This is a genomic window from Brevibacillus gelatini, from assembly GCF_050920745.1.
Taxonomy (GTDB): domain Bacteria; phylum Bacillota; class Bacilli; order Brevibacillales; family Brevibacillaceae; genus Brevibacillus; species Brevibacillus gelatini.
Genome location: NZ_CP154342.1, coordinates 1,074,121 through 1,095,838, shown reverse-complemented (window position 1 = coordinate 1,095,838; position 21,718 = coordinate 1,074,121). Strand labels below are relative to the sequence as shown.

The following is a 21,718-nucleotide window of genomic DNA, read 5'->3' as shown; positions in this document are numbered from 1 at the left end:
CGGTTTCTGCGGTTTTGTTTGCTTGTTCGTGAGGTCCATGCAAAACCATGACACTCTGACTTGCCTTGGTGCGTGAGGGCGGGAGAGTGTTTTTTGTTTTGGTTCTCAGGTCAGAGCTTGTGTAGCTTCTTGCCATTGGTTTTGAAACTCATAAAAAAATAGATGGACGTTACCTGGAGGGAAACAAACATGTTAGGAAAAATTGTAATGGCTTTCACAACTTCGCTTGTAGCTGGATACGTTTACCTGGACAATCAGGTAGAAGTGAGAAACTCTCACGCTTCCGTTACTGTGTATGAGAGCGTAAAGGATTTGGAGAAAGATGCCGACCTGATTATTATTGGAGAAGCAACGAATAAGACTGAAAACTATATCAGGTATCATGAAAATGGCGAAATTGATGATTATTCCACAAAAAGAATGGTGAAGGTTCAAAAAATATTTAAAAATAATTTGGATGAAAAGCTCGCTGTCGGCGATGAAGTCGAGGTCTGGGAGCCTAGTATCATCATAAAAGACGGTGTCATCGGAAAACAGCAGCGGACGATTGAAGGTTATCGCCTGATGCAAAATGAAAAGAAGTATGTTTTATTCCTGAAGAAAAACACCTATTTTAACAACCTGGCCCCCTTGGGCGTGATCCAGGGCAAGTTTCCTCTCGATGAAGCAAGTAAAAGTCTGAATTACGCGTACAAGGACGAATTTAAACATTATAACTTTCCTCAGTTTGACAAGTTGAATGAAGAAGTTTCCATTAAGTACAAAATGGAATAGGAGTCTTTCAAGATTTTTGTGTAAACGTGAAAACGATGCTTCATATGTCGGGCTTGACATGGAGCCACTGGCGGGCATGAGTTCTTGCGATTGGGCGATGGAGAAGATCACACCATCGCAAGGCAAAGTAGCCTATCATGCCCGCCCCCTCCATGTAAAGCCCTTCATCGAATCTGTACCCGTTCTGGGAAATGTACAGTCAACTGGAGAAGGATTTGCCCCCAATTTTGGACCCGCCCTGTCCACTTCCGAATGACATCCATCGTCGCCAAATATAGCATTTTGAGTAGCGATTCATCCGTCGGAAAGATACTTTTTCCCTTTGTCACCTTCCTAAGTTGTCGATGGTAGCTTTCGATCATATTCGTTGTATAGATGAGCTTGCGCAACTCAGGGGAGTACTTGAAAAAGGTCGCCAGTTCATCCCAGTTACTCCGCCACGACCGGACAATCAGGGGATACTGTTTTCCCCAGGTCTCCTCAAATTGATCCAATTCCAGGAGAGCCGCCTCTTCCGTTGGGGCCGTATAGATCGGACGCAAGGCCGTAGTAATCTTCTTCAAATCCTTGTACGACACATATTTGATGGAATTGCGGATCTGGTGGATGATACATTTTTGAACCTCCGTTTGCGGATAGCTGGCTGCAATGGCTTCGCTGAAGCCTTTTAAATTGTCTACACAGATAATCAAAATGTCCTGAACGCCACGATTTCTCAGATCCGTCAACACATGTAGCCAGAACTTGGCTGACTCGTTTTCTCCGATCCAGATGCCAAGAACGTCCTTATAGCCTTCCAAATCAATGCCAATGACCATATAGGCGGCTTTGCTGATAATTTGCCCGTCCTGTTTTACCTTAAAATGAATGGCATCCATGAAAACAACGGAATACACACTTTGCAGCGGGCGATTTTGCCATTCCTTGATAAGAGGTAACAGTTTAGCTGTTACGTTGGAGATAAGGGTCGGGGATACCTCAAGTCCATACAGATTGTGCAAATGATCCTGAATATCCCGTGTGCTCATGCCTTTGGCGTACATAGAGACGATTTGATCTTCAATACCCGTTACATGTCTCTGGTGTTTCTTGACAATCGCAGGTTCAAATTCTCCAAGACGATCACGGGGAATCGTGAGATCCAACTCCCCATACTCAGACGTAACCGTTTTTTTGCTATAGCCGTTCCGACTGTTTTTCGTCTGCTTCTGCTTGCTGTCATGCTTGGCATAGCCCAATTCGGTATCCAATTCGGCCTCCAACATTTCTTGCAGTGTTTCTGCAAAAATGTCCTTCAGGGCTTTTTGAACATCCTCCATGGTTTGCAAGTTGTGTTCTTTGATAAGTTGGCGCAGCTGGTCTTTTGGAATGAGTCCCATGTGTTCTCTCAACCTCACTTTGTTTCATTGTAATGGAATGTGGAATGAGAGTTTACACAAAATATTTTACAGTCCCTGGAATAGCCCCAAAAGAGAGTCTGTCTGTCAAGATTTTTATGTACACGGAAGGACATCCATCGTCGCGAACCCCCTTACTGGATCGGCTACACTAAGTTGGACAGAAAAAAGGAGCGGATCTCTACAATGCCTAAAAAACAACGTCGCACGTTCACAACCGAGTTTAAAACTCAAATGGTGAAGCTGTATGAAAACGGAAAAACAAGAGCGGCAATTGTGGAGGAATATGACCTCACAGCTTCTGCCCTGGACCGCTGGATCAAGCAAGCACAGACAACCGGTTCTTTCAAGGAAAAGGACAATCGTTCATCAGAAGAAGAGGAATGGATTGCTTTGCGAAAAGAGAACCAACGTCTGAAAATGGAGGTAGATATTTTAAAGCAAGCCGCGCTGATCATGGGACGAAAGTAGCTATCATAAAGAATAATCGTGATAAATACTCGGTATCAGCAATGTGCGACGTCCTGCAAATCGCAAGAAGTACGTTCTACTATGAAGCGAAAGAACGAGCAAAGGAAGAGAAAATAACCGAAGCGATTGTGGAGATTTTCCAGAAGAATCGTAAGGCCTACGGGACACGAAAGATCAAAGTTAAGCTTCAGGAACGCGGACTCGTCGTCTCCAGACGACGGATTGGTCGGATCATGAAAGAGCAAGGACTCGTTTCCCCCTATACCGTGGCTCAATATAAGCCCCATAAAACCGCTTGTAATGAAGCAACGACGGGAAATGTTCTGGATCGAGAATTCGATCAGAAGGAGGCAAAACGCTTCGTCGTCAGCGATCTAACGTATGTGAAGGTCCAGAACCGATGGCATTACATTTGTGTGTTGGTCGATTTATTCAATCGAGAGATTATTGGGCATAGTGCAGGTCCGAACAAGGACGCTGCACTGATTTCCCGCGCTTTTGCGACGGTACAAGGTGATTTACGCCAAATTCAGTGGTTTCATACTGACCGTGGTAGCGAGTTCAACAATCAAAAGATGGATGAGCTTTTGGAGACGTTTGGAATCGGCCGATCACTAAGTATGAAGGGCTGTCCGTACGACAACGCTGTGGCAGAAGCCACCTACAAGATCATGAAAACAGAGTTTGTGAATCAGATGAACTTCCAGAGTCTTCGTCATCTGGAGCTGGAATTATCCGATTACGTGAACTGGTTTAACAAGCATCGTATTCATGGCACCTTAGGCTATATGACGCCTGTTCAGTATCACCAAGAAGCCCTTATAAAAATTGTCTGATTTAGTGTTGACAATCCAGACGCCCGCTTCAATCGGCACAGGGGGAGGATAAAAAATAGACCTTGAGGAATGTGCACTCAAGGTCAAAAAGTAAGTATGGCTAATCAAAATTAAACAAGCTTTTGTTTACAGGCTTAAGATGATTAAAATACCCATCTTCATAAAGTTGTGAAATAATTTTCAAAATATTATCTGTTGTCACTTCTGTGACTAATACTAAGTTAGGTTCAACAGAATAATAACCATAATCTTCCATTTCGCTTTCGAAATCTTGTTTTAATCGTACGATATCATAAACTCTCAAATTGTAGTAGTCCTCATCAATCTTAACAAAGACATCATTACGATAACCTTTATTTAATGCTTCAAATTCGGCTAATTCCGTATTATTAGTAAAGATAACTGTATAACCGCTCACATTTACCTCCTATTTTACCCGTGAAACAGTAATTTGATTTAATAACTTTTGAAATTGCTCTAAAGGCATTTCGTATGCAGGAACTATCTCAAAGTGTTCAGCCCTGCTTCCCCTTTGAATTATTCTTAATCCTTCAGGCAATGATTCAATACGATAAGCACCACCAAATTTTGAAACAGTGTCAGGGTTTACATCCAAAGAGACACCATGAGTTGTCTTTACCAATCCAGTTTTCGAGTCTATTTTTACTTCACCTGGCTTAATAGTAAAATCATTACCTCCTCGATAAACCGCTACTTCAGCACCTTTATAATTTACTGTTACGCCACATTTATTATGTGTCCAAATACCAAGGTTGGAAACAAAGTACGTATGGAAGTCCTTAACCTTAAAGTTGTAAACTGTAACATGTTCCTGCTTAACCTCAATCTTTTCAATTGCTAATTCTTTACCATCTGAGGTTGTAAGAACATCACCCACCGCAAGATGCTGTGCTTCCACCCATCCTATGCCGACAATCCAGAACGGATGCCCATCAGTAGTCGTGATGACTTCACCGTCAACAGTTATATTATACGTTTCCTCAACATCACGTTGAAAGAGCCATTCAACTTCCTTGTAAGCCATCTCGCCTGTTTCATCGTCTTTGGCTAGAACTTTGTCACCTACCTTGATTTCCTCAATAGGTTTCTCCCCTTCGTCAGTTAACACCTTTGTACCCGCTGTAAAGCAATTACATTCAAATAGATCATCAATCGTCTTACCAGCTTTCTTGACGATCTTTCCACCAATCTTAGTCAAACGAAGCAAAGGAACCGTAGCTGCACCAGTCTCATAGATAATAATATCTCCATTAAATAGAACCTCGGCAAACTTTCCATACTTATCCCGACCAGTCGCTCTTCCTGCGTGAATGTAATAAACTAACTGATTCGTTAGTTCCCCTTTTTCTTCAAGTACTTTTCCCCCTCCAACGTTTACGTTGAGAGAAACGTGCACACTTCTGTTCAGAATCGTTTCAAAAGCAATGACAGACAGTAAAAAGTCTTCATTGTACGAGCCTGTGATCGGGCCATTATAGAACATCATTGTCTTTAGATCTTCTTGTGCTTGACGGATCGTAGTGCTTGGAATGGTACTGTTGTAGCGAGAGATTAAATACTGAATATCCAGCTCTTCATTCAGTTTTGTATTAACGACACTTATTGGCACCTGAATTTGAAATTGTTTGGCATCGGAAGCTACAATTTTAACCATGTAGACGTCAGTTTCAGCCCGCTGTCCGGGATTGACTTTCGTGTAGATGCCATTCCAACTGAACGTATGGTATCCAGCTGATAGATTCGTTCTGACCTCTTCATAGACTGGTGTTCCTTGCTTGAGTACTTGAATCTTTACGCTCGGATGGGGATTTGAAAATCTCCATTGTATCGTTACTGATTTTTCGTAGCCTGGTGTAGTATCTACAGCAAAATTACTGGAAATTCGTTTTGGACCATGAAAACCTGCTTGATAGCTATTACCGATTTCAGAGGACCTTAGTGAAATGCCAGACCTTAATTGGGCTGTAGCCTGACTTGGCTTCCAAACTACCTTTGCATAGTAGATCCCAGCCGCTTCTGTAACAAACAGCGTGTCTTCCTCATTCGCATGGAAAGTTTTAAGCGCTGTTCCTTGCGAGTCCTCCAGAATGAGCATGTTATTTGTCACATAGAGGTTCATGTATGCCATTTCTTCAGCCGTAAGCACAAAGTAGTCAATATCATAGGGAGAGGACAATTTGTCCGTATAAATATTATCCCATTCGGCCGGAATGGCTGTTTCTCTCGTGCTGTCCAAGTCTTCTTCAAATGTAAGTCGAGACTGCAAAGAAGGGGCTGCTGCTTCAAGCTTAACGTAGTATGTTGTATTCGCTGTTGCGTCCCATTCGACTTTTGAAAATTTGGTGCCAAACGGACCATCATGATCGTCGTTGCTTGTTACTTCATTCTGCATAGTTGCATCCGAATAAATATGCAGTCTTGTGTCTTGTTCAACTCCATTATTCAAATATGGAGATGAAAAAATCCGGTGCTTACCAGAATGGACTGGCGTCACTGTGAAGAAAGCTGTTGTGGTATTATTTTTATTTACATCTACAAAGGAATTGACACCCAGATTCTCAATCTGCTGTTCATTTCCGCTGTCATTTGCGATTTGAAAATGATCGGCATAACCAAAAAAAGTGATCGGAGCCGCTGAAGTTACTTTTACTTTAATCGTTCCACCCGCTGGGACTTTAAGGGAATGATCCGTTGAGTTGAACTCGCTGGAAACCAACGAACCTACGCTATTGTAGATTTCGTAGTCATATCTTTCGACCACATTGAACGCATCGTATCTCAGCAGTTGGCTCTCAAACAAAGAGTTGTTCTTAAATGTAACTGTATGGCCTTGAACAACGGTTTCTCTGCTAATGACAGGATGTGTTCTTTCCAAGCCAGCAAAATCCGAGGTGAAAGCCTCTAGCATGAGTGGATCATTGGATTGATTTGTAAGGATGATTTTCCCACGTGGTGGAACATGCATGATAGAAGCAGTCGCATCAATATCTTGTGAACCGATAGACCCGTCCTGATTCAAAGTCACAAAATCAAACGACTTTGAACCATTGGAACGAATATCAACACTTTGTTGCTGATCGGTTCGATTCACAAACTCATATGATTGAGAGTTCTCCAAAGTCTTTTGAATAATAGAGGAAGCACTCTCTAATTTCGGTTGAAATATTTGTTCGTATCCGCTAAAGGTGACAGGCTCCTCCGATGTTACAGTAGCAAGGATAGTTGTATTCGCAGGGATGTTTCGATAGGAAACGCTGGCATTATGATGGGCAGATGTAACTGTTCCGTTTGTTATCAACTGGTAGCTAAACCTGCCTCCACTGCTAATAGTGAGCAAGTCTGCATTCGCCTTGCCGATATTCGTTACCGAGATACTACTCCCTTTACTGAGCGTCTGCGTAAATAGAGCAGGTCTCGATGTATCTTGCCCGATAAAATAAGATTTAAATGCTCGGAAGGTAACAGGCAACTCCGATGTTACAGTAACGACAATTGTTCCGCCTGCTGGGACAATTTTGGAAGATGCGCCTGAATTTACATCCTGGTATAACGGATCCCCGCTACCGCTATAGATGGCGTAGTTAAAAGTTCTTTTACCGAAAGAATTTAAAGTACCATCTGTATCTATGCTTTGGTTCGAACCTGACGTATTTACGAAAATATAAGATTGACCATTTTCCAACGTTTTCGTAATGATCGAATCCGCCGATGTAAGGTCTTGCAAGAGATCATAATAGCTTGTAAAAGTAACAGGTGTATCACTGATTGCTGTTGCAATCAGTTTACCGCCAGCAGGAATGTAAAGAGAGGTATTTCCAGAGTCATAGGACTGTTGATAAGTAGACCCATCACTTTTAAACAACTGGTAACTGTAACGTCTACTGCTGGAACCATTTACCAAAACGGGTGTGCTCTCCGTTGCCGTATTGAATAATTGAATGGTTTCCTCTTTTTTGAGAGTTTTTTTGATTAGTGCTGGATTATCGATTCTTTTACCATTGAAATAGGTTGTAAAAGCCTTGAATGTAACAGGAGTGGCTGACGTGGCAGTAACGACCATTTTCCCGCCAGCAGGGACCGTTTTGGAAGTAGCAATTGCATCGGCATCCTGGGCATGAGCGCGACCATCTGCTTTATAAATGGCTAAATCGTATGTCTTCTTTTCACGAGACGAATTTGAAGCATCTGTTTTAATGGCGTGAGTATCCGTATCATCGAGATTTTCAAAAAGATAGGATTCCCCAGCTTCCAAGGTTACAAAAATTAATGCATCGCTTACAGGTTCTTCGTCGTTAAAATCATAGTATCCAGCAAACGTAACTGGATTGTTGGCTGTCACTGTACCGATGATTTTCCCACCTGCGGGTATCGTTACGGTACTGGAAACGTAATCATAGGCTTCAGTTGATAAAGTACCATCTTCTTTATACGTTTGATAACTAAACTGTTTTGTTATACCCTCCACCTTGATGGAGTTTTTATCCGTCCCGGTATTTACAAACGAGAAGCTCTCTCCTGGCGACACTTCTTTTTTTAATAATGCTGGAGTAGTGCTTGCTTCGGAGATGACCTCACTAGTAGTAAAAGTGAAAGTAACAGGGTTTGACGAAGTAACAGTAACGACCATGTGCCCACCGGAACGAATGGACCTAGATGTAGACTTTGAATCGGTATCATAATCGTAGCCGGAGCCGTCTGGCAGGTAGATGGCGTAATCGTACGTTTTTGTACTCGTCGCGTTAGATTTTATGTACGTAGCATTCGTATGAATGTTCGTGAATTTATAAGATTCACCCTTTGATAAGGTGACGGATCCATCGTAAGCTGCCGCTAGCGCAAACTTCCCTTTTGCCGGAACCTTTTCTTCGAGAACAGCATGCTTTGCTTCGTTTGTTTTTTCTGATGCCGTGACATCAACACTCTGTTCTTCTGTCTCAGTCTGAACAGATTCTTCCGAAGGAGCGGTCACGGTTATGTGGATAGGAAGAACCTCCTTCCCGTATTTTGCCACAAGAGTTGTGGTTCCTACGCTTTTGGCATATATCTTACCCCGAGAAACGGAAACAATATGGAGATCTGCTACTTCCCACTCTATTTCTTTGGATACATCTGTTTTACTACCATCACTATAAATGGCGTTGATTTCGACTTTTTGAGAGTCTCCCATTTGCAACGTCATTTCTTTTATAGATGAATCAATAGATACCAGCTTGGTGTCCGTACTCGAATTGCTTTCATCGACGGTTGAAACAGCTTCCTGAGCAAAAACCATGTTGCTAAAAATGAGTGGCTGGCTAAAAAAATGGATGGGTTCTAACAATAGGCAAAACATTACAAAGCAGCACAAAAGTCGTTTTAAGTGAATCAATCCTTACAAACTCCTTCCTCTATTCCCAATTAATTGATATGCAAAGTCGATTATACACTGATATGTTCTGAGTGCAAGGTAATTCATACATAAACTAATTTTTTGCTGATACAAAATCCCCATCTTTATTAACAACGTATACGAATATCAAGTATTACTTGGCCAACTTGTCGTCTAGGTTTTCACACTAGGTGCTGATCCAAACTTGTATAAATGATGGGAGAGCCACCATTACTGTAGGCCGTCCGTTCAACGCAAGATAATCTTGTAAAAGTATTACTAAATGCTGGAGCGAACCTGAACATTAATCGCTCTTAAAGAAAATGAAGCAAATAAATTGTTTACTTTATTAAAGTCTCGGGAATATGACAAGGGGAACATAAACCTGCTAGCAGATGTTATGGGGAGAAGCAGTACGGAAGCATGCAAAGCAAACATACAATCCAAGAGGTGAAGAGTGCATGTTAAACAAAATATTGAGTCTGTGAATGCTAATCAAAAAGTTGACCATTTTTGGAGCAAACGCTCATCTTCGAGTTGACCACCTACGATGCTTTTTTTCACACAAAGTAGCATTTTATTTCCTGCACCAAGGATCGTCAAGGATAAAGGGTAAACCCCTTGCTACGCAAGCCCTTGACGATCCTTGGCTCAGTAAAAACATTTGCAATTAGGTGTGAAAATGATGACGTGTGCTCAAACTGTCAGGTGGGTAACTTTATGATGAGCAAAGTGGTCAACATTTTGGTGAGCGTTCACATTATCGCTCGATAGTGATATTGACTCCCACTACATGATGAAATTGATCGTACAGGAATTGCCTGATTTGATCGAAGGCTCCGCCGTTATCCGGGGGCGCGGCAACGGCGTTCTTGCGTCGAAAACACTGACGAATGACATCAAACTGCAGTTACTTCTCGAATCAACCAAAAGCAAGGAAGCGCTAGCCAACCTCAACAAGTCCCTTACCAAAATTGCGGGCTTAAACAGCTCTGCCTATGGGGAACTGCTTAAAAAAGGAGAGCAAGCTTCACAAGACATTCAGCACTTCCTTGGTTTACTCGATCAGGAAATCTTAAACAAGCAAGAGATAAGCATGGAGCCTGACGCCTTTTTTACCGAAGGAACGGCAGCGATCGAATCGGCAGCAGAGGTATTCCAGCTTGCCACCGTACAATTGGATCAAGTGCTTCAGGAGCGGCTCAATGAAGCGATTGCAACGCGTAATATAACCTTAGGGATTACAGCTGCCGTCTTGATTCTAGTCGCCATTTTTTATGTAGCCTTTTATAGAAATGTCATGGAGACGGTAAACGTGTTAAAAGAACGCGCAGAAGCTATGGCAAAGGGCGACTTCTCGCAGGATATCGTGTTGCATACGAAAGATGAGCTACAGCTTGTAGGGATAGCCTTTAATGAAATGCAAAAATCAATGAATCGCGTGCTAAGCAACAATCAAAAAATTGCGGCAACCACCTTCCAAGCCTCCCGGCAACTATCGGATATTGCCCATGAATCTACAATGACCATGCAGCAAGTTGCCGCCTCTGTACAGGGAGTATCGGAAGGGACAAATTCCCAAAAACGCGCTACATCTGAAACGGCAACGACAATGAATGAAATGTCGGTAGGCGTATTGCGAATTGCGGAAGCGGCGTCTGAAGTTGCCAATCTCGCCTTGCGCGCGAATGAGCATGCGGAACATGGGAATCAGCAACTGGTAGAAACAGTAAATCAAATGGCAAGCATTAAGAAGACACAGGTTGAGTCTTCCCAGATTGTAGCGAAGCTCGACGAACATTCAGTCAACATTGGTCGAATTATTGACGCCATTATGGAAGTTGCGAATCAGACAAAGCTGCTTGCCCTGAATGCGAATATCGAAGCAGCGCGTGCAGGAGAGCATGGCCGTGGATTTGCTGTCGTTGCCCAAGAGGTCGGAAAACTTGCCGAAGAAACATCAAAGTCTGGGGAGTCCATTTCGGAGCTGTTGAATGTTATCCGCTCCCTGATTGGAGAAACGGTATCCGCTATGGATTCGATGCAAACCGAGACGAATTTGGGTATGGAATCCATTGAGCGCTCGAAAGTTGCCATTAATCGCATTCTCCATGATATTAAACTGGTAAGTGAACAGATTCAGGAAGTATCCGCAACCTCAGAAGAAATGTCGGCTGAAATGGAGGAAATAACAGCTTCGATCGAAGAAGTATCCAACATTTCCCACAACACCTCGGATGAAGCTGAGACCATGGCTGCAGCCGCAGAAGAACAACTGGCGTCCATGGAGCAAATCCAAAGTTCTGCCAATGAGCTAAAGAATATGTCCCAGGAATTGTCGGATGACCTGAGCAAGTTTATCTTGCGCGATCTGACTTGATGGAAGTAAGCAAAAGGCTGCTGGAGGCAAACCCGATTCACCGGGTTTGCCTCCAGTTTATTGCTAATCTCAAGATGCTTCTTGCATGGCTTTTTTCCGAACAGGCCTTACGATAATAGCCAATAACACAACCATAGCTGCAATCACGACTGTTGAATAAAATAATCCTCCATAGCCCTCTTGTGCAGCCATCCATGTAATTTGATCGACACTTGATTGGATGACCTCTTTTAACGTCGGATCATGAATTTGCTCTATTAACTGAGCGTAATCCGTTTCCGACGACGGTGTGCCAGCAGTAGGCATCGCGCTGACTACCTGTTGGAATTCTTGCATCGCCTCCGGACTTAAATCAGCAGTCTTCATCTTCTCTTGCAAAATACGGCCGAAGTCACTTTGAAAAAGACTTGGAATCTGGTTAAACCCTCGGACAATAAATCCCGCATAAAGGGTGGGAGCAATTGTCATCCCGATTTGTCGGGCAAGGGAAAGCCCGGCCAGTGCCGATCCTTTATCCTTTTCCAGGTGCTCTGTCGCTAAAATATTCAACGGTGCTCCCAGAAGAATGCCCATCCCAAGACCAGCGATACAGGAAGAAATGACAAATTGCATTTTACCTTCGATCCATGCAGGGAATAATACAAAGCCAATCGCCGTGATGAAGCCAGATAAAAACACGGCAAGAATGGGTCCCTTTTTATCAACAAGCACACCGCCAAGTGCAGCGCCGAGCCCTGACGCCAATGCCAATGGTGTCATCCAATAGCCTGAGTATTCAGCAGCTACGCCTAACACCTGCTCTGTAAAAGAAGGAATGTAAATCATTCCGGCCAGTAATGCACCTGATAACGCACCAATGAGTAACGTCAGCAAGTAAACAGGGCGAACCAGCAAGCTCACCGGCAAGATCGGATCCCCATTTCGCTTTTCCAATGAGCGGTTATAGAAAAGCAAACCTGCAAACAAGACGATCCCCGCAAATAGGAATCCATAAACATCAGCGGTCGCGAGACTTTCGAGCAAAGTGGTCCCTTCAATATTTGTCAGGCCATACATGATACTGAGAACGGCTACGGATAAAAGGATCGTTCCTGCTACATCCAGTTTCCCGACTGCCGGTTCTTTTGTTTCCTGTATGTTCAGCCATCCGAAAATCATTAAAAGGACTGCGATTGGCACATTAATAAGGAAGAGGAAATGCCAATTACCTGTTACATCCAAAATCATACTGCCAAGGTTCGGACCTAAAATCGCCCCTACACCGTTCATGGCGCCCAATATTCCAAGCGCTTTCCCTTGTTTTTCAACCGGAAACGTACTCAACACATGGGAGCTGCCAATGATAAAGATTCCGCCCCCACCCATTGCCTGGATGAACCGGGCAACCAAATAAAACCAAAAGGTTGGACTTAGCGCTACCAGTAATGAGCCTAGCCCAAATAAAGCAACTTCAACGATAAACAGCTTTTTTCGGCCATATCGATCGGAAATTTTACCTACAATCGGGATACTGATTGCGAGACCCAGCGTATAAACGGTTACACCCCAAGCGCCCCAGTTCGCAGAGACGTCGAACGAACTGTTAATCGTTGTCAGTGCAGCACTAATAATTCCGTTATCAAGAGCCGCCATGAATACCCCGATGCAGAACAATGTGATCGCCCAGCTTGAACTCGACGATTTACGCCCCATTCCTCCATCTCCTTTTCCATGCTCCAATATTATAATGAGCTTCTTAGCCAATTATTATTTAAAAAATGAAAAGCCAACCACATAAGGGTTGGCAAAACAGCAGATCCAATTGGATGAACGAAAGTGAGCTTTCCGGACGTTGGCGATGCACATCATTTCATGTTTTTATTCAGGGATGGCTTTTGCTGCACGCACTGGTTTAAAAATGGATAGCAGGTATGTGACAAAGCCTGCTATACCAATTCCGAGGATCGTGTTGAAGGATTGGCCAGTGTAGAAGCCACTGCCGAAGTAGAAAATTTCGCGCAAACCATCAGCAGCAAAGCGAATCGGAATCCAGGGGCGAATGAATGTGACGAAGAAATCGGGAAGCATTTCTTTTGGCATCATGAGAACACCCATCCCCAACAGCATCACAACCATGAATAACGTAATGGCTGGTTTGCCAATCCACGCTGTAACGGCGGATACTAACAGGAAGAAACAGAATGCTGCAAACGATACAAACGAACCAACCAAGAAGTAGCCCGGAATATTGATGCCAGCAACGACACATAATGTGGCAACAGTAAAGCCGGAGAACAGGGCAATGATAACCCCAAATAAGATTTGGCTACCCATGAGGCTTGCTGTTTGTTTGCGTGTCAACGATTCTCTTTTCGAAATGTTCGACGTCGACAGGAATAATAGGAAACCGCCAATTAATGCACCTACCCAGGCAGGCACCGCCAATAAGGTCGGGGCGCTACCGTTTGCCGTAGCGGGAGTAACGGCGTTGAATACCTTCTCTTCGGCAACAATCGGATTTACCAGTACAGCTGCCTGGTCTGCATGGATTTGTTGACCATTCATTTGCGCAAGAAAGCTTGCCGAATACTGTTGGCTCAACTGTGCGACCAGGGCGTTTAGGGCCGTTTTTGCATAGTTTGCACCTGTCACGTTATAGCCTTGGTTCACATAAAGCTGCAAAGTTGCTGGCGTATGATTCGTCAGCGCGTTTTGTACGCTCTCGTTAAAGCCTTCAGGAATGACCAATGCGGCATAATACTTTTTCTCACGGAAGGCAGCTTCCATATTTTCTTCCTTTTCCTCTGTAAAAGCCAGCATCGGTTCTGCGCCATCGGTGCCTTTACTCATTTGCTCAACGGCTGCGTGTACAGCGTCTACATGCGTTCCTTCGTCACTTACTACAAGGGCAACTGGCAAATTTCTTGCTTGAGGATCTCCTTGCGCAAACAAGTTCACCGAAAAAAGAGCAATGATAAGGATAACAGCAATAGGAGCAGCCCATGCCAATTTTTCTTTAAATAATTTCAAACAAACTCACCCTTCCTCAATAATCAACATGTTGTTCAGTGGTGTATGTCTATCTTATAATTTTGCCGAGACGATAAGCAATGAACAAAATGAACAGGTTGTTCATTTTTGAAAGGAAGTTTGTTCGTGGGCATTTATGCAGATAAAAATCGAAAAACAAAACAGCTCATTCAGCGCTCCTTTATGCAAATGTTGGAGAGCAAGCCGTTTGAATCGATTACGGTAGGGGAAATTGCCAAAACAGCGCAAATGAATCGCGGGACCTTTTATTTGCACTATACGGATAAATTCGATTTGCTGGAGCAAATGGAGCAGCAGTTGTTTGAGGATCTGGGAAGTCATATTGATGAATTGCAGTCTCGCTATTCGGTGATGCATACGTTTGGAGAAGGACAAGAGGAATTAGCTGCTGCCTTATTTCGCTCTATTCAATTCCATGTGCCAGCATTGAAGATTTTTTTAGGCGATCACGGCAGAGCGGGTTTTCACATTCGCTTTCGAGATGCCCTGGCAGAAAAAGTACGTTCCCATTTGGAAAAGGACGAAAACTTCCATGCAAAAGGAAAAGTCCCGATGGACTACTTGTTATCGTTTATCACGTCTGCCTTTTTGGGATTAATTGAACAATGGGTGCGAAATGGTTTAGAGAAAACCCCGGAAGAAATGGCAGCATTGTACATGAATATCATTTCCTTTATTCAAAAAAGATAACGAGCCTTTGGAGTCGCATCCAAGGCTCGTTTCGCGTCGTTCCTTATGACATGACGATTTTTCTTGCCGCGTTGACGAACATTTTCACGCCTACCTCAAGCGCATCCTCGTCGATGGTAAAGCGCGGGTGGTGGTGGGGATACGTTATGCCCTTTTCCTTGTTGCCCGCAGCGACGAAGAAAAAGCAGCCCGGCGCTTTTTGCTGGAACGCGGAGAAATCCTCGCCGCCCATGGTCGGACGCATATGCTCCACCCACTCAGGTCCGAGCGATTCCACGACGACCTCTTCCATCAGGCGGGTCACTTCCTCGTCGTTGATGACGGGTCGGTAGCCGAATTGGTACTTGAAGTCGTAACTGGCACCATGTGCTTCCGTGATCCCTTTGATGACGCGTTCCATCAGGCCGGGAACGGATTCGCGCAGCGTTTTGTCAAAGCTGCGCACCGTCCCGCAAATTTCCACCGTGCCCGGAATGACGTTGTGTGTCGTACCGCCCACAAATTGCGTGATGGACAAGACGAGGCTATGCAGCGGGTCGGTATTGCGCGAGACGATGTGCTGCAGGTTGGTCACGACTTGCGCCGCAATGGCAATACTGTCGATCGTCTCGTGCGGAAGCGCCGCGTGTCCGCCTTTTCCAAGCACGGTAATCCAGAACGTATCCGGCGCTGCCATCATCGGACCAGGACAAATGCCCACCGTGCCGAATTCCATCGTCGACCACAAATGGGTGCCGATGACCATGTCCACACCGTCCATGACACCCGCCTGCACCATTTCCTCCGCCCCGCCCGGATAGTCCTCTTCCGCGTGCTGGAACAAAAAGCGCACCTCGCCTTTGATCTGCTCCTTCATCCCGGACAAAATTTTGGCGGCTCCAAGCAGCATGGATGTATGTCCGTCGTGTCCGCACGCGTGCATCACGCCCGGATTTTTCGAGACGAATTCAAACGTATTTTCTTCCGTAATCGCTAAAGCGTCCATGTCGGCGCGCATCGCCAGCACCTTTCCCGGCTGCGAACCGATCAGGCGGGCCATCACACTTGTTTTCGTCGGCCGGCTCACTTCCAGATTGCCAAAAGACTGAAGTGTTTCGTACACGAACTGCGCTGTTTTCTCTTCGTGAAACGACAGTTCGGGATGCTCGTGCAAATAGCGTCTCCACGCGATTACTTGCTCTTTGACCGCCTCTGCTGCCTGATTCATGGTGACTGCTGTCGCTGTCATACGGTTCTCCTCCTCGTTCGGTGTGCTTTTGGCCGTCGTCGCCAAGCTGCCGAATCCTCGTCTCTTTATGTTGTCAGTCTCTCTAAACTTGCTTCGCCAAAGCCAGCACGGTGCGGTACAGCACGTTGGCTCCGTCCGCGCAATCCTCCTTCGTCGAATACTCGGCCGGATTGTGGCTGATGCCGTCTTTGGAGCGAATGAAAATCATGCCGACCGGACAAAGGTCAACCAGTTGCATGCAGTCGTGGCCTGCGCCGCTCGGGAGCCGGAACGCTTCCAGCCCTTCCTGCGTACAAGCCTCTGCCGCCGCCTGCTGGATGCTCTCGGAGCATACGGCAGGCGCGATCCGCTGCAGCAATTCCACTTGCATCGTCACGTTTCGCTCGGCACAAATCGCTTTTGCCCGCTCGAAAATGCGCTGCTCGACCTGATCGCGAACCGCCTCGTCCACATCGCGCAAGTCGAGCGTAAACTCAACCCGGCCCGGAATGACGTTGACTCCGCCAGGGAACACCTGCACCTGTCCGACCGTCCCCACACTTGTGCCCGTCCGCGCTGCCTCTTCCTCGATGGCAAGCATTACGAGCGCTGCCGCAGCAAGTGGATCGCGGCGCAAGTTCATCGGTGTAGCTCCAGCGTGACCCGCCTCGCCCTCCAGCATGAACTTCATCCAGAGCGGTCCAGCGACACCCGTCACGATCCCCACGGACAAATTGCGGCTCTCCAGCACCTTGCCCTGCTCGATGTGCAGCTCCACGTACGCCTTGACGCTGCCGGGCGTGCGCGCCGCCTGGCCTGTCTGATCCGGGTCGAGCCCGACCTGGCGCATCGCTTCGGCAATCGTGATGCCGTCCTTATCCGCCTGCTCCAGATCGCTGCGCTGAATCCGCCCGGCGATCCCGCGGCTGCCGATCATGCCGTAACCGAAGCGCGTGCCCTCTTCATCCGTGAAAGCGACCACCTCAATCGGATGCTCTGTCTCTATTCCTTGCTCCTGCATCGTCTGCAAAATTTCTACGCCTGCCAAAACGCCGAGAGGCCCGTCAAAATCTCCCCCGTTCGGCACGGAGTCGATGTGCGAGCCTACAAGAACAACAGGTGCCGAAGGATTTTTCCCCTCTTTTCGCCCAATCAGATTGCCTACCGCATCTTCGCGAACAGTCAGTCCCGCTTCCTTCATGAAGCTGGCGACGAGGTCTTTTGCTGCCCGCTCCTCAGGAGTAAACGACAGCCTCGTCACCCCTCCGGCCTCCTGGGCGCCAATCATCCCCATTTGCCCCAGCCGCTCCCACAATCGGTCCGCATGAATCATGACGAGAGACTCCCCCTTCGTAGCACCGCCTATTAACGGTTGATTTACGGCTATGTCCCTAATTGTATAGTAGTCTGTCTATTTTGAAAAGGAAAAAAGGTTCCTGCTGATCTGCCAGTGCAAAGTCACTCACAAACGAATCCGGTACACCTTGCGCGGACGCCCCCGCGGATGCGGGTTTTCCTCCCCGACCACCTCGGCAATGCCCTTCGCTTCCAGCTCGATCAAAATGCGGCGGGCGCTGCGCGGGAGAATCTGCATGTGCGAAGCCAGCTCGTGCGCATTGATTTCCTGCTTTCCCCGCTTTTTTAAAATCGACTCCAGCTTCGACAGCGTCATGACGCTCAGCGAAGTAAGCTGGCTTAACTCCTGCAGCTTCTTCGAATCGTACCGATAGGCAATCTGCTCGTCGCGTCCGAGCGGTCCCACGACGCTTTTGTCGTCGAGAAAAACCATCCAGTTGCCTGCTCCCCGCTCTTTTGCGTGCAAGAGCGCCATCCCCCCGTGAATTTCCGCTTCGTAGGCGGTCTTGCCGATCCCGATTCCACACGTCACCAGGTCGGCGCGAATCCCGAACAGCCCCTCTACGTCCGGCACCGTCACATAGTCGCGAGTGACCTCCTGCACTTTGCCGCGCGTCGTGAAAATGACGTAGCGCCCCGGTCCTGCCGTCTTCAGCGAGCCTTGCAAATACCTGGCGTAGCGCAAAAGCTTTTCCATCGTCTTGATCTCGGCGTTTTGCCATTCGTCCGTGGAAAAATTTCCGCCTGCCAGCTCCCGGAACGGATCGATCTCCATCATCTGCACGGCGATTTGCGTATCCTTGAAATGCAGCATCTCATGCGTGCGCAAAAGCATGTGAACGACCGACAGCACACCCGCGCGCGTCGGCAGGACGCGATGCACGGGAACGCCCCTGCGCACAAGCGCAAGCTCCGCCGTCCGCAGACACGTCACCGCCGCCTTTGTCTTGCCTTCCTTCCACAATGCCTCATGAAAATCCGCCAGCTCATCGGCAGAGATCGCCCCTTCGTAATGCTTGAGCCATTTGTAGCCTTCCGCAATTCCCGCTTCCGTGAGAAATTGCCCCAGTTCCTCGCCTGAAAACGTATCGAAGCTCACCTCATCCACGCGAATCCCGAGCTGATGGGACAAATGCAGCAAGGTTCGGTACAGGCTCGCGCCAATATGCGGCACATAAGCCATCGGCACCTGGATTTTTCCCGTCTCGCATGCCATGGCATAAGGAACCTGCCCGGAGAAAAGCCACATGTCCACCTCATCCAGATGCGCCATGAGCAGATCGACGACTTCCTCTTCTCTCCAATATACGATCGGCAGGCATTCAATCTCGGGAAACTCCTGCATGACCGACTGGATAATGACAAGCGAATCATCCGCTCCGATCACGCCTAGTCGCAGCTTCAATACACGCCCACCTTTCCCAACGTTTTTTCTAAAGAAAGAATAGCAAAAATACGTCCGCACTTACAGCTACGCTCGCCTCATCAGCGACTGACCAGCCCTCCTGCCGCCTGTCCAAGCCAGTGGGCAACATACAGGATCGGCACGGCCAACAAGCAGAACGGCAGCGTACTCCAGACAAGCGACCACGTAATCACTCCGGCTTCAAACAGGCGAACGTAGGTGTAGACGCTGTACGGCAAAACAAGGATGACTGCCGTCACGACACCCGGTGTATACGCGCGCATGGCAATCGTGTGTCCGATGTGCGTGAAAACGTGCAGAAACATCACGTGCAGACAGACGAGGAAAAACGGCAGGTACGTCCCGAGCGGCAGCGTGACAGCCGCAAGCACGACGGCTGCCACGAGGACAGCGAAGATGCACGTGACGGCTACGGCAAACTGCGCGGTGTTCATCGCAAGCGACGGCTCCATCAGCTTTTGCAGCCGCCCCGGCAGCGCGTGCAAAACCTGCGCTCGCTTCTGCCCAAGCCAGCGCTCGACGGTGATGATTTCCTCCAGATCGTGAAACACAAACACGACCAGCAACAGCCAGATCAGATTCACAAACTCACTCATGCTTTGCCCCCTCCTTGTCTTTTTTCGCCAGGATCCCGTGCGCCAAAAAAGACACCGCCTCGTCAGCGAGCTGCTCGGCCGTCTTTTCCCCCGTAAGCAAAAAGCGGGACGTCAGACGATAGCAGACGGCGACCATCGCTTCTGCCGCCACCTCAGGCAACAAATCAGCGCGGACGTGTCCTGCGGCCTGGTTTTTCCGCAGGTTGGCGCAGACCATGGCGGCCAGCCTGCAGTGCAGCTCCTCTCCCGCTTCCGCCTGGTAGAGCACAATCTGCGTCAGCTCAGGACGCTCCTTAAAAAAGCGGAACAGCGCCACGAGATTTTCCCGCACCTGCCCGTACACATCCGCCTCGTCCAGCGCTGTCACCTTGCTTCCTCCGTCAGTCAGCTCCCACAGCTTGGCGAAAAACTCGTCCATAAGCTGCTGATACAGCCCTTCCTTGCTCTCGAAATATTGGTAAAAAGACGCTTGCGTCAGCCCGGCCGCCTTCACGATGTCGCTCACCCTGGCACGGTGAAAGCCTTTGGCCGCAAACTCGGAAACCGCTGCGGCCAGCAAGCGTCCACGACTTTGCTCTCCTTTGGAAACTTTGTGAGCCATTCGGTTTACCTCCCAAAAAAGTAACTCGACAGTTATATAACTCTTGAGTTACTTTTACAATCTTTGGATGAAATTGTCAATCCCCTCTTGCTTTTTCTTCCTGGACTGCGTAAAATGATTGTTCAAAGAGTATCTTTCGATGGCAATGAGGGAGAAGAGTAGTCATTTTTCGCGACGGCAGAGAGCTGATGGTTGGTGCGAATCAGTGTCAAGGAAATGGTGAATGGGCTCCCGAGCTCCAGACCGAACCCGTTTTTTAAAAGCGGCAGTAGGCTCTGGCGTGACGTCCGCACGTTACAAAGGACACCGTATCAAAACGGTACGGAGCAAAGCGATTTTGCGCATGGTTTTTTCCGTGTGCAAAATAACAAGGGTGGCACCACGGTTCATTCGTCCCTGTCCAGGACGGATGGACCTTTTTATTTTCTCAAAAACAGATTTCCCCCTATGGAAAGGAGCAGCACTCTCATGAAAACGATTTTTTCCGGTATTCAGCCGAGCGGGATTATGACCCTTGGCAACTACCTTGGTGCGATGAAGCACTTCGTTCCGCTGCAGGACGAGTACAACTGCTTCTACTGCATCGTCGACCAGCACGCGATCACCGTGCCGCAGGAGCCAGCCGTCTTGCGCGAAAACATCCGCCGTCTGGCAGCGCTCTACCTGGCAGTCGGGCTTGACCCGAACAAAATGACTTTGTTCGTCCAATCAGAAGTGCCAGCACATGCCAAGCTCGGCTGGATCATGCTGTGCACCTCGTACCTTGGCGAGCTGGAGCGCATGACCCAGTTCAAGGACAAATCGGACGGACGCGGCGAATCGATTCCGGCCGGCTTGCTGGCGTATCCGCCGCTGATGGCCGCAGACATTTTGCTCTACGGCACAGACTACGTTCCGGTCGGCGAGGACCAGAAGCAGCACCTGGAGCTGACCCGCGACCTGGCACAGCGCTTCAACAACCGTTACGGCGACATTTTCACCATTCCGGAAGTACGCCTGCCGGAAGCGGGCGCACGCATCATGTCGTTGACCGATGGCACGAAAAAGATGAGCAAGTCCGACCCGAACCAGGGCTCCTTCATCTCTATGCTCGACGATCCGGCGACGATCACGAAAAAAATCAAGCGCGCGCAGACCGACTCCGACAGCAGCGTGCGCTATGACAAGGCAGAAAAGCCTGCCGTATCGAACCTCATGACGATCTATTCGCTTTGCTCCGGCAAGTCGCTGCAAGAGATCGAAGCGATGTATGAGGGCAAAGGCTACGGCGCATTCAAAACCGACCTGGCGGAAGTCGTCGTGGAGACATTGCGTCCGATCCAGGAGCGCTACGAGCAGTTGTTCCATTCCTCCGAGCTGGACGACATCCTCTCGGCGGGCGCCAAAAAGGCAAATGCCGTAGCGAACGAAATGCTGCACAAAGTAGAAAAAGCAATGGGAATGGCACGCTAGGAAAATCGCGACGCAAAACGGGCCGGGAAGCTTCTCCCGACCCGTTTTTTTCATTGATGAGCGAGACCCGGTTCGTGGCTCGTGTCAGTAAACCGATGCCGCCCGCGATCCTC

General features: G+C 47.6%; 15 protein-coding genes and 1 other annotated feature. Of the genes, 5 read left to right on the top strand and 10 right to left on the bottom strand.

Annotated features, from left to right (window positions below):
* Positions 1–189 precede the first annotated feature (189 nt).
* Positions 190–774, top strand: coding sequence for a hypothetical protein (locus tag AAFJ72_RS05595; RefSeq protein WP_122904751.1), 585 nt, complete (start codon positions 190–192; stop codon positions 772–774).
* A gap of 164 nt (positions 775–938) precedes the next feature.
* Here the strand turns inward: AAFJ72_RS05595 and AAFJ72_RS05590 are convergent, their stop codons facing one another.
* Complete coding sequence (locus AAFJ72_RS05590; RefSeq protein WP_432776371.1) at positions 939–2,153, bottom strand: IS256 family transposase; 1,215 nt, start codon at positions 2,151–2,153, stop codon at positions 939–941.
* Between the two features lie 204 nt (positions 2,154–2,357).
* Here AAFJ72_RS05590 and AAFJ72_RS05585 point away from each other — a divergent pair.
* Positions 2,358–3,478 (top strand): IS3 family transposase gene (locus AAFJ72_RS05585; protein ID WP_432776370.1). Its coding sequence is split into 2 segments (ribosomal slippage): positions 2,358–2,607 and positions 2,607–3,478, totalling 1,122 coding nucleotides; the frame shifts between segments, so codons are not numbered across the junction.
* 100 nt (positions 3,479–3,578) lie between these two features.
* On the opposite strand, the gene AAFJ72_RS05580 is transcribed toward AAFJ72_RS05585, so the two are convergent.
* Both AAFJ72_RS05580 and AAFJ72_RS05575 read right to left on the bottom strand, forming a co-directional pair.
* Entirely contained in the window at positions 3,579–3,896 is a 318-nt protein-coding gene (locus tag AAFJ72_RS05580; RefSeq protein WP_122906601.1) for a hypothetical protein, read from the bottom strand.
* A 9-nt stretch (positions 3,897–3,905) separates the two neighbouring features.
* Positions 3,906–8,867, bottom strand: coding sequence for a polymorphic toxin-type HINT domain-containing protein (locus tag AAFJ72_RS05575; protein ID WP_122906600.1), 4,962 nt, complete (start codon positions 8,865–8,867; stop codon positions 3,906–3,908).
* A gap of 793 nt (positions 8,868–9,660) precedes the next feature.
* On the opposite strand from AAFJ72_RS05575, the gene AAFJ72_RS05570 reads away from it, so the two are divergent.
* A complete protein-coding gene (locus tag AAFJ72_RS05570) occupies positions 9,661–11,247 on the top strand; it encodes a methyl-accepting chemotaxis protein (protein ID WP_432776369.1) in 1,587 nt (528 codons plus the stop codon).
* A 69-nt stretch (positions 11,248–11,316) separates the two neighbouring features.
* Here AAFJ72_RS05570 and AAFJ72_RS05565 read toward each other — a convergent pair whose 3' ends face one another.
* Positions 11,317–12,939, bottom strand: coding sequence for an MFS transporter (locus AAFJ72_RS05565; protein ID WP_122906598.1), 1,623 nt, complete (start codon positions 12,937–12,939; stop codon positions 11,317–11,319).
* A gap of 165 nt (positions 12,940–13,104) precedes the next feature.
* Positions 13,105–14,256 carry a YhgE/Pip domain-containing protein gene (locus AAFJ72_RS05560; protein ID WP_432776368.1) on the bottom strand — a complete coding sequence of 384 codons (1,152 nt, stop codon included), beginning with the start codon at positions 14,254–14,256 and terminating at the stop codon, positions 13,105–13,107.
* A gap of 126 nt (positions 14,257–14,382) precedes the next feature.
* Between AAFJ72_RS05560 and AAFJ72_RS05555 the strand changes: the two genes are divergently transcribed.
* Positions 14,383–14,967, top strand: a complete 585-nt coding sequence (locus AAFJ72_RS05555) for a TetR/AcrR family transcriptional regulator (protein ID WP_122906596.1) — start codon at positions 14,383–14,385, stop codon at positions 14,965–14,967.
* Positions 14,968–15,010: 43 nt separating this feature from the next.
* On the opposite strand, the gene AAFJ72_RS05550 is transcribed toward AAFJ72_RS05555, so the two are convergent.
* From AAFJ72_RS05550 to AAFJ72_RS05530, 5 genes are all read right to left on the bottom strand, one after another.
* A complete protein-coding gene (locus AAFJ72_RS05550; RefSeq protein ID WP_432776367.1) occupies positions 15,011–16,195 on the bottom strand; it encodes a M20 family metallopeptidase in 1,185 nt (394 codons plus the stop codon).
* A gap of 82 nt (positions 16,196–16,277) precedes the next feature.
* Complete coding sequence (locus AAFJ72_RS05545) at positions 16,278–17,507, bottom strand: Zn-dependent hydrolase (RefSeq protein WP_432776366.1); 1,230 nt, start codon at positions 17,505–17,507, stop codon at positions 16,278–16,280.
* A gap of 129 nt (positions 17,508–17,636) precedes the next feature.
* Positions 17,637–18,935, bottom strand: coding sequence for an ArsR family transcriptional regulator (locus AAFJ72_RS05540; RefSeq protein ID WP_432776365.1), 1,299 nt, complete (start codon positions 18,933–18,935; stop codon positions 17,637–17,639).
* A gap of 80 nt (positions 18,936–19,015) precedes the next feature.
* Positions 19,016–19,552: an HXXEE domain-containing protein gene (locus AAFJ72_RS05535; RefSeq protein ID WP_432776364.1), complete on the bottom strand. Its 537-nt coding sequence runs from the start codon at positions 19,550–19,552 to the stop codon at positions 19,016–19,018.
* Entirely contained in the window at positions 19,545–20,153 is a 609-nt protein-coding gene (locus AAFJ72_RS05530; protein ID WP_432776363.1) for a TetR/AcrR family transcriptional regulator, read from the bottom strand. Before AAFJ72_RS05530 ends, AAFJ72_RS05535 begins: the two co-directional genes overlap by 8 nt.
* Positions 20,154–20,289: 136 nt before the next feature.
* Positions 20,290–20,554, top strand: a binding site (T-box leader).
* 67 nt (positions 20,555–20,621) lie between these two features.
* Here AAFJ72_RS05530 and trpS point away from each other — a divergent pair.
* Positions 20,622–21,605, top strand: coding sequence for a tryptophan--tRNA ligase (gene trpS / locus AAFJ72_RS05525; protein ID WP_432776362.1), 984 nt, complete (start codon positions 20,622–20,624; stop codon positions 21,603–21,605).
* Positions 21,606–21,718: the final 113 nt, after the last annotated feature.